Here is a 9,950-nt window from a genome sequence, read left to right on the forward strand (position 1 = left end):
ATCACACCTTGAAATTTTCACCCAAATAATATTTTCTCACCAGTGGGTTTTGATAGATCTGCTCACTATTCCCACTCGCTAGCAATGCCCCGCTTTTGATGACATATGCCCTATGGCAGACAGAGAGCGTTTCTCGGACATTGTGGTCTGTGATGAGGACACCGATATTTAAAGATACAAGTTGTTGGATAATCTTTTGGATATCGATCACAGCGATAGGATCTACTCCGGCAAAAGGCTCATCCAGCAAGATAAACTTAGGGTCTTTGATCAAAGCCCTAGCAATCTCGACCCTGCGCCTTTCGCCCCCGCTCAAAGACAGGCCTTTGCGGTGTCTGATGGGAGCAATGTTAAAGGCTTCAAGCATTTGCTCGATTTTGTTTTGCGCTTCTTTGGTATTATGGAACGAAGTTTCAGCAGCCAAAGACAGATTGTCTTCAACGCTGAGATCTTTGAAAATACTCGATTCTTGGGGCAAATACCCAATCCCCATATTCGAGCGCTTATGCAAGGGATAGCCAGAGAGATCGACATTGTTTAAAAAGACCTTGCCTCCACTGGGCTGCAAAAGCCCACATATCATATAAAATGTTGTCGTTTTGCCCGCACCATTAGGCCCTAAAAGCCCGACAACTTCACCACTTGATACTTCGATGGAAACATCATAGACAATTTTTGTTTTCTTGATTTGTTTGCTGAGATTTTGTGCTTGGAGCTTATTCATCAAAAATCCTATAAATTCGTTCATCTCTATGTTTGCTTAATGTCACCACACAAGTATTGTAGCCATTTTCGCGCAATAAAGCCATAGCGCGCCCATCGCCCCACTCGACAAAATGCGTGCCCTCATTTTCTAGCCACTCCAAAAACCCCAATGCGAGCAATTCCTCTAAAGAGCGATTATAGAGGTCATAATGATAAATATCTCTGTATTGGTGCATCAAGCTAAAGGTTGGGGAGGTGACAAGTTCTGAGGGATAAAATGACGCAACATAGGCTTGCACAAGGCTTGTTTTGCCGCTTGCAAGATCGCCTTGGAGCAAGAAAATCATGTGTTTATCCATAGCGATTTTTTTAAGATATTCGATGACTCCACCGATATTTTGCAGATTTGTGCAAAACTCTCTCACAAATCCCTCTTTTTAGTGTCGTTAGTATCGTGATTGGCTAGCACGCTCATGTGTGTAGCGCCCAAATGGGTTTTGATATTTTGGACAAGCTCAGAATGCTCTTGCAAAAAAATATCTTGAGGGGATCTCTCTGGGGCTTGGGGTGTTTGAGGAGCTTGAGAGTCTTTAGGGATTTCGTGAGACTCTGGATTTTCTAGGGTTTGAGATGGGGTAGATAGAGGTTTGGGGGTGGATTCAAGAGCGGGTTCAAAAGCTTGCGTGCCTGCTATAGATGGCTCAGATGGTCTAGAGGGCATAGAGGGTATAGAGGGCTCAGAAGGCACAGAATCATGAGTTGTAGTAGTGACAGCATTTGGGGCTTGCGAGGTTTGCGATGTTTGTGGGTCGTTGTGGGTTGGGGTGGGGATCAGATTGATTTTTGTATAAATCCCATAGACTTCTTGGACCATCATTTTGATGTATGGATAGTTTTGCACAAGCATTGTACGTTCTTTGTCTTGGGCGAGATTTTTCCAGCTCAAGACTCCATCGCTAAAGGACACAAAAATAATATTTTTCTCAAATACCCCGCCCAAATCTTGACTGCGATCATAGATTTTTGCAATCAAAGTGCTGAATAGGTCTTCTTTGATGGGAGCAGGGCTTGTGCTAGCGAGTGGAGCACTAGGGGAGGGCACAGATGTGGGAGGGCAAGAGGTGGCGGGGTGAGAAATAGGGGTATGTGATGTGGCAGTGGAGGGGGGAGTAGAATTCAAGGGAGTAAGATGGGATTCTAGCTCATAAATCATTGCATCAATATCTTTTACTTTCATGGCTTCTTGCATTTTCAAGCTCAATAATAACAACACAAAACTACCATCAGAATTGATATTGAGCAAATGCTTGCTCTCACTCAAGATACGCAAAAATCTATCGATCAAGACAACAGGAAAATCCTTGTCCTTAAGGCACAAAACTTCTTTTAAAAATAACATCATCTCATCGATAATCATCTCGCATTCATACTCTTCAAGCAAGCCTAACAGCTCTTGGAGCTTGCTCTCATCGTGCTTTAAAATCGCATCAAAAAATCCCCTAATGATATGGGGATCTACAACGCCTAGCATTTCAGTGATTTTGGTTGTGGTGATATGTTGGTTACAAAAGCTGATGGCTTGATCGGTGATTGTGATAGCATCTCGCAAGCTCCCTGCGCCACTTCTGGCAATGACTTCTAGGGCAGGAGGTTCATAGCCTACATTTTCTTGATCTAAAATCGAAGCAATATGCGCAACGATGGCTTTATGGGGGATTTTCTTGAAGCGAAAGTGTTGTGTGCGGGATAAAATCGTAGCAGGGAGTTTGAGGGGGTCTGTGGTCGCTAGGATAAATTTCACATAATTAGGGGGCTCTTCAAGCGTCTTTAAAAGTGCGTTGAAAGCCTCTTTTGTGAGCATATGCACCTCATCGATAATAAAGATTTTATATCGCCCATAGCTGGGGTAGTATTTGGTCTGTTCGATCAAATCTCTGATGTCATCGATCTTTCTGCTTGAAGCAGCGTCCATTTCAATGATATCAAGATGGCGCCCCTCTAGTGCAGATTTGCAATTACTGCATTGCCCACAGGGCGTGCTTGTAGGACCATTATCGCATTGGAGTGCGCGAGAAAATATCCGCGCAGAGCTTGTCTTGCCACTCCCTCTAAGACCGCTGAAAAGATATGCGTGAGAGATACGGCCGTGATCGAGGGCTAAAGAGAGAGTCTGTGAAACACTTTCTTGTCCGATGAGATCGCCAAAATGCGTGGGACGATATTTCAATGCCAAAGCTAAAGCCATTATATGCCTTTAAAATTCTATTATAAGATTTTATTTTATATCATTTTGCCTATGAAACAAATGAAACCAACCAAAACTCTATCGATTTCCTCACCCCTTGCTATCTCTCCCCAAACAAGGGGCAATGCTTGGAGGGTCAATGGTCTGTGAGCATTTTGGTCAATGCGGGGGCTGTCAAATCAATGCGAGCTATTCTTTGCAGTTAGAACAAAAGGTCGCTACATACAAGCAGCTTTTTGCAGGGCTTGTTGATGATATTTCTGTTTTTTCTTCCCCTCCAGAGGCTTTTAGAGCCAGAGCAGAATTTCGCTTACACACCCAAGCAGACAGAGTCTATCTATCGATGAATACCTATGGCAAAAACAATCGTGTCAAAATCACTTCTTGCCCCATTATCCTCCCACATCTCATGCAAAAACTCTCCTTGCTCTTAGAATCCATCAACGCACAAGACATACTCAAACACAAACTCTATGGTATCAAGATACTCGGTTCTCTTTCTGGGGAGTCTCTGATTACACTCATCTATCGCCATCGGCTTGATGAGAGATGGGCAGAGATCGCTTTCAAGCAAGCCCAAGAACTTTCATGCCATATTATTGGGCGCTCCAAAGGGCAAAAATACACCCTCACACAAGATTTTATCTGTGAAACATTAAAAATCCATCAAAAAGAGTATTTTTATATCCAAAAAGAGGGGGCATTTTCCCAGCCCAATCCCTATATCAATATCCAAATGATTGGATTTATCCTCTCTTATCTTGAAACCACCTCTACCAAAGACCTCTTAGAAATGTATTGTGGTAGTGGGAATTTCACAATCCCGCTAGCCAAGCACTTCCGCAAAGTCTTTGCCACAGAAATTGTCAAATCCTCCATACAGACCCTTTGTAGCAACGCTATGCACAACCAAATCACTCATATCACCCCAGCAAGACTCAGCGGGGCAGAAACGATTGCAGCTTTAAATTTTGAGCGAGAATTTTTTCGCTTAAAGGGGATTGATTTGCGTGCATTTGACTTTTCGCATGTATTGATAGACCCCCCAAGGAGCGGGATTGGTGATGTTGGTATGCTGCAGTTTATCGGGGGATTTAGGCATATTATTTATATTTCTTGCAACCCCCTCACACTCGCCCAAGACCTCAACACACTGCTGAAAACCCACTATATCGAGCATTGTGCGTTCTTTGACCAATTCCCATACACCCATCATTTGGAGTGCATAGTATTGATGAAAAGGATACAAAAGTAGGGTGTAAAAATAGCTTGAAAATATAGGGATTTCTGTGAGTTGGGGTTTAGCAGCTATCAGCTAGACATCGGTAATAAAGATATCAAAAGATGAAACTATGCAACAATAACAAATAAGAATAATTTAAGTTTATCGGATAAGTTATTTGATATGATAGTGTTGTAAAAATGTTAAACATCGCAAATTCATATGAATTTTATGCTGAGTCAAAGAATGGAGGCAATGGTTATGGCGATTGGTAGCGGTAAAAAAAGTTTATTTAATGAGGCTACTCGTGTTCAGATGCCCGCCCTTGTGCATCTTACTAAACTTGGATACACATACTATGGAAAATTACCTGAAGAGCAGGCTGATAAAAAGGTGTATGACCCTGATACAAATATTTTAATTGATATATTCAAACAGCAGTTTGCAAAATTAAATCCCGATCGTGCAGGAGAAGCTTCTTGGGTGTTAAAAGAAATTCATCGGGAGTTGGACAATGACGACCTTGGTCGTAGTTTTTATTCCCGATTAACGAGCGTATCTCCTGTGAGACTTGTGGATTATGATAATCCTAATAATAATGTTTATCACTGCACTGCAGAGTTTACATGTAAAAATGGGCAGGATGAATTTCGCCCAGATATAACTTTGTTTGTTAATGGATTACCCATTGTGTTCGTAGAGGTTAAAAAGCCTAATAATCCTGGTGGTATGGTGGCTGAAAGTCGTCGTATGAATGAACAGCGCTTTCCCAATAAGAAGTTTAGAAGATTTATCAATATCACACAGCTCATGCTATTTTCCAACAATATGGAGTATGATGCAATGGGTGGTATTGTGCCTATTCAGGGAGCTTTCTATTGTACAGCGGCAAAAACGGAGGCACCGTTTAATTGTTTCAGAGAAGAAAACCTTTCAGGTGATACAATCGCTACATACAACAAGGAATATCCTTATAAAGATGTATCTAAAGATGAAGAAAAGCGAATTCTGACAGATTTTAATTGTCAGGTTATTCACCACGCACCTGAATACCAGATTAATTTGAATATCAATACACCTACCAATAGGGTATTGACTTCTATGTGTAGCCCTGAAAGATTACTTTTTATTATCAAATATGGTATTGCCTATGTGAAGATAGAAAAAGAAGTAGATGGAAAAATAGAATTTACAGACCAGAAACATATCATACGCTATCAGCAGATGTTTGCGGCAATGGCAGTGAAAAAGAAATTGGAAGAAGGAAAAAAGTCTGGTGTCATCTGGCATACTCAAGGAAGCGGAAAAACTGCACTCTCATATTATTTGACCTATGTTCTTACGGATTATTTTGCGAAACAAAATAAGGTTGCAAAGTTCTATTTTATCGTAGACCGATTGGATTTATTGGAGCAGGCTTCTCAGGAATTTGAAGCACGTGGACTTGAAGTTAAAACAGCCAATTCTCGTGCTGAGTTGATGGAGCAATTCCGAAATAATCAGGCTATGGAAGGTAATAGCGGAAAACCAGAAATCACTGTTGTAAACATTCAGCGATTTGCTGAGGATAAGCAGAAAGTGCGTCTTGAAGCGTATGCGACTAATCTTCAACGTATATTTATCATAGATGAAGCACACAGAGGCTATAACCCGACTGGTAGCTTCTTGGCTAATCTTTTTGATGCTGATGAAAACTCAATTAAGATTGCTCTGACAGGAACGCCTTTGTTGAAGGAGGAAAGAGCGTCGTGGAAAATTTTTGGTGAGTATTTCCATACATATTATTATGATAAATCTATCCAAGATGGATATACTCTAAAAATAATTCGCGAAGATATTGCAACTTCTTACAAAGAAAAACTATCGCAGATATATGAGAAACTTGAAACCTTGGTAGAAAAGAAGGATATCAAGAAAAGCCAGATTATAGAACACGATAGTTATGTGAAAGAACTACTACGATATATCATTACTGATCTGAAAGAATTCAGGACTATCAAAGGAGACAATTCTCTTGGTGGTATGGTCATATGTGAAACCAGTGAGCAGGCTCGAAAATTGTACGCATATTTTGATGGAGTTCAGAATGAGTTAAACAAAAACAACTCAGATCCAAGCTTATTAAAAGCTGGATTGATTCTTCATGATAGTGATGATAAAGAAACAAGGAAGCAGACCATAAAAGATTTTAAGAAGAATATGAAGGTAGATATTCTGATTGTCTTCAATATGCTACTCACTGGTTTCGATGCTCCAAGATTGAAGCGATTATATTTCGGAAGAAAATTAAAAGACCATAATCTCTTGCAGGCAATAACCCGAATTAATAGACCATACAAAGATAATCGCTATGGCTATATTATAGATTTCGCTGACATTAAGTCGAATTTTGAACAGACTAATGAGGCGTATATGCGTGAATTGAATAGGTTCAATGACCCAGATGAAACAGGTGCAGGAAATGAAACTGATACCTTCTGGCAGGTTATTGAAGACCCAGAAGCTCTTGTTCAGCAGGTGCGAGAAGCACGTCAAGTTTTGTTTGATTATACGACCAATAATTTGGAAGAATTTAGTTCTGAGATTTCGACAATAGAGGATAAAACAGAGCTGCTAAAACTGCGTAAAATATTGGTTGCTGCAGGTGATTGCTATAATATTGTTAGAAGATTTGGTGATGATGAGCTAAAAGAAACTTTCGCACATCTTGAGATTAAAAAATTACCTGAAATGATTTCAGTGGTACAGCATCATATTAATAGCATCAATCAGAAAGAAGCCTTTGCAGAAGATGGTCCAACAAAGTGGCTAGTAAATGAAGCGATGGAACATATCACCTTTAACTTCAGCAAAATAAGTGAAGAAGAAATGAAACTGATTGCTGGAGGTGATGTTGAACTTGAGGAAAAACGGCAAAAGGCTATTCGTTTATTTAGACAGAATATTGACCCAGACGACCCTGAACTTATCACGCTAGGTGAAGCATTTATGCAGAGATTCAAAGAGCATGGCTTTGAGATAAGCAGTATTGATAAATTTACAAAAGCTTCAGAAGCACTAGATGAGATTCTGAAGAACCTTGAAAAATTACACGAAGAAAATAAGAGGCTCAAGGGTAAGTACCGTGATGATGTTAAGTTTGTTCGCGTTCATAAACGTATTTGTGAAGAAAATCAAAAGAGAGCATCCACTGGCAAAGCCCCATTGGTGTCGGCTTACTATGAAACCATTATGGATGTATTACTTTCGATAAAAAGTGATATCGATCAGAAGGTTTATGACCGAAACGATATACTGAAAAAGGATGCATATTTTGACCAGACTGTTATGTCACAGATAAAGCATAGTATGGATAAAGCTGGTGTTTCAATTGAGAGAGAGGGTAGAGAGTTTATCCAAAGCAAGATAACTAGTCAGTATCTTGACCAGTATAATACCACACACTCAGTAGCATAACTATAAAAATGGAGAATGACTGATTATGATAAAAGAAAAGACATTAGCCTTAATCGATGCCCTTAAATCAACCTGTCAGATATACGGTATGGGGAATGATGGAAACGAGTATAAGATTATCACTCAGGTTTTTTTGTATAAGTTTCTTAATGACAAGTTTGGATATGAAATAAAGAAGATAAACTCGGAGATAGCGTGCGCAGACAAGTGGGAAATTGCTTATTCAGAAATGTCAAAAGCTGATAGGTTGGATATGTTTGATGAAATGTCCCCTGATGTTCCAAGATTTAACCCAGATCATTTGATTTCATTTTTATGGAACCAGCAGGCGAAAGGTGATTTTGATATTATATTTGACAGCACAATGATTGATATTGCAGATAGAAATAGTGCCATCTTTTCAACACAAACAACGCAAAATACGAAGATTCCTTTGTTTGAAAAACTAACCCAATATGTTACAGATGAAGCCCAGAGAGCACCTTTTGCAAGAGCGCTCGTAGATAAACTTGTAAATTTTTCTTTTGAAGAAGCTTTTAGTGAGCATTACGATTTTTTTGCGGCTATATTTGAGTATCTGATAAAAGATTATAACACTGCTGGTGGTGGTAAATACGCAGAATATTACACACCACATGCAATTGCAACTATTATGGCACGATTGCTTGTAGGTAATGCAACAGACCTACATAGTGTAGAGTGTTATGACCCCTCAGCAGGAACTGGAACACTGCTTATGGCTTTAAGCCATAAGATCGGCGAAGATAAGTGTACGATTTTTTCTCAAGATATTTCACAGCGGAGCAACAAGATGCTTAAGCTGAATCTTATCCTTAATGGACTTGTATCATCACTTGACTATGCTATTCAGGGGGATACTTTGACATCACCGTATCACAAGTCAGATGATGGACAGAATCTTCGCCAGTTTGATTTTGTTGTTTCAAATCCTCCGTTTAAAATGGACTTTTCGGATACGCGAGAAAAAATAGCTGCAATGCCTGCCCGCTTCTGGGCTGGAGTGCCTAAAGTTCCGGAGAAGAAAAAAGAAAGTATGGCTATTTATACTTGCTTTATCCAGCATGTAATCAATAGTCTCAAAAACAGTGGAAAAGGTGCAATTGTTATTCCCACTGGTTTTGTAACGGCAAAAAGTGGTGTTGAAAATAAAATACTCAAGTATATCGTCGATGAAAAGATTGTTTGTGGTTGCGTCAGTATGCCATCAAATGTATTTGCTACAACAGGCACAAATGTATCTGTTCTTTTCTTTGATAATTCAAGGACTACAGATAAAGTTGTTCTCATCGACGCTTCTAAGCTCGGAGAGGAATACAAGGATGGAAATAATCAAAAACGCCGATTGCGTGATTTTGAAATAGATAAAATCGTGGGCACATTTTTGAATAAAGAGGCGGTCGATGATTTTTCCGTTGCTGTTACTTACGATGAAATCAAAGAGAAAAAATACTCCCTTGCAGCAGGACAATACTTTGATGTCAAAATTGAATATGTAGAGCTGACACAAGATGAATTTAACGCAAAAATGGCTGAATACACAGAAAAACTTCAGAAATATTTTGATGAAGGTAATACTTTGCAAAAGGAAATTATGGAACAGCTGAAGAAGGTGAAGTATGAGTAAAATTATTAAAGCCACATTGGAATATGTTGCATTACAAGAAAAAGGAGCAATTATCTCTGGTCCCTTTGGTTCAAATATAAGTAGTAAATTTTTTGTTGCTAAGGGGGTTCCTGTTATTCGAGGAAATAATCTAAGTCTATCTTATGATAAATTTTACGATAAGGGTTTTGTATTTGTTACTAAGGAAAAGGCTGAAGAATTGAAATGCTACGCATATAAAGATGATTTAATTTTCACAGCAGCTGGAACATTAGGGCAGGTTGGGATTATTCCAGAAACCTCTCTTTATGCTGAATATGTAATCTCGAATAAACAAATCCGTGTAAGAATTGATCAGAAAAAAGTTGATGTTTTGTATGCGTATTATTGGTTTTCAAGTCCTTGGATACAAGAGCTTTTGAAAAAAAACAATAAAGGCAGCACTGTTCCACTTTTAACTTTAAGCGAAATTCGAGATTTGCCAATACGTTATCCCGAAAGTCTTACTGAACAACAAAAAATTGCAAATTGTATCGAAACAATATCAAAAAAGATTGTGACTAACCAACTGATAAATGATAATTTAGTGCAGATGGCAAAGACTATTTACGACTATTGGTTTACACAATTTGACTTTCCCGACGAAAACGGCAAGCCTTATCGTTCCTCAGGTGGTCAAATGGTGTGGAATGAGCAGT

The 9,950-nt window shown here is 39.2% G+C and carries 7 protein-coding genes; 4 read left to right on the forward strand and 3 right to left on the reverse strand.

All coding sequences use genetic code 11. The features are described 5' to 3' along the window. Position 1: 1 nt before the first annotated feature. From lptB to BKH46_RS05945, 3 genes are read right to left on the reverse strand one after another with little or no spacing between them, the layout of a single operon-like run. Positions 2 to 724, reverse strand: coding sequence for an LPS export ABC transporter ATP-binding protein (lptB, locus tag BKH46_RS05935; RefSeq protein ID WP_095225915.1), 723 nt, complete (start codon positions 722 to 724; stop codon positions 2 to 4). Next, positions 717 to 1,130, reverse strand: a complete 414-nt coding sequence (gene tsaE, locus BKH46_RS05940) for a tRNA (adenosine(37)-N6)-threonylcarbamoyltransferase complex ATPase subunit type 1 TsaE (RefSeq protein WP_253248315.1) — start codon at positions 1,128 to 1,130, stop codon at positions 717 to 719. Before tsaE ends, lptB begins: the two co-directional genes overlap by 8 nt. Beyond that, a complete protein-coding gene (locus BKH46_RS05945) occupies positions 1,127 to 2,950 on the reverse strand; it encodes a DNA polymerase III subunit gamma/tau (protein WP_172402579.1) in 1,824 nt (607 codons plus the stop codon). The genes tsaE and BKH46_RS05945 overlap by 4 nt, the downstream gene beginning before the upstream one ends. 124 nt (positions 2,951 to 3,074) lie before the next feature. Between BKH46_RS05945 and trmA the strand changes: the two genes are divergently transcribed. The 4 genes from trmA to BKH46_RS05965 form a co-directional block, all read left to right on the forward strand. Continuing rightward, entirely contained in the window at positions 3,075 to 4,205 is a 1,131-nt protein-coding gene (trmA, locus tag BKH46_RS05950; RefSeq protein ID WP_253248316.1) for a tRNA (uridine(54)-C5)-methyltransferase TrmA, read from the forward strand. 228 nt (positions 4,206 to 4,433) lie between these two features. Further along, positions 4,434 to 7,628, forward strand: a complete 3,195-nt coding sequence (locus BKH46_RS05955; RefSeq protein ID WP_095225930.1) for an HsdR family type I site-specific deoxyribonuclease — start codon at positions 4,434 to 4,436, stop codon at positions 7,626 to 7,628. 25 nt (positions 7,629 to 7,653) lie between these two features. Beyond that, positions 7,654 to 9,273 (forward strand): class I SAM-dependent DNA methyltransferase, encoded by a 1,620-nt coding sequence (locus tag BKH46_RS05960; RefSeq protein ID WP_216358704.1) that lies wholly within the window; start codon positions 7,654 to 7,656, stop codon positions 9,271 to 9,273. Further along, on the forward strand, positions 9,266 to 9,950 hold a 685-nt coding region (locus BKH46_RS05965; protein WP_172402580.1), incomplete at its 3' end, for a restriction endonuclease subunit S. The genes BKH46_RS05960 and BKH46_RS05965, both read left to right, overlap by 8 nt.

Source organism: Helicobacter sp. 12S02634-8, from assembly GCF_002272865.1.
In the GTDB taxonomy this organism is placed as follows: domain Bacteria; phylum Campylobacterota; class Campylobacteria; order Campylobacterales; family Helicobacteraceae; genus Helicobacter_J.

Coding starts and splice junctions, on each gene's coding strand:
- lptB (WP_095225915.1), bottom strand. CDS start 724: ATGAATAAGCTCCAAGCACAAAATCTCAGCAAACAAATCAAGAAAACA.
- BKH46_RS05945 (WP_172402579.1), bottom strand. CDS start 2,950: ATGGCTTTAGCTTTGGCATTGAAATATCGTCCCACGCATTTTGGCGAT.
- trmA (WP_253248316.1), top strand. CDS start 3,075: ATGCTTGGAGGGTCAATGGTCTGTGAGCATTTTGGTCAATGCGGGGGC.
- BKH46_RS05955 (WP_095225930.1), top strand. CDS start 4,434: ATGGCGATTGGTAGCGGTAAAAAAAGTTTATTTAATGAGGCTACTCGT.
- BKH46_RS05960 (WP_216358704.1), top strand. CDS start 7,654: ATGATAAAAGAAAAGACATTAGCCTTAATCGATGCCCTTAAATCAACC.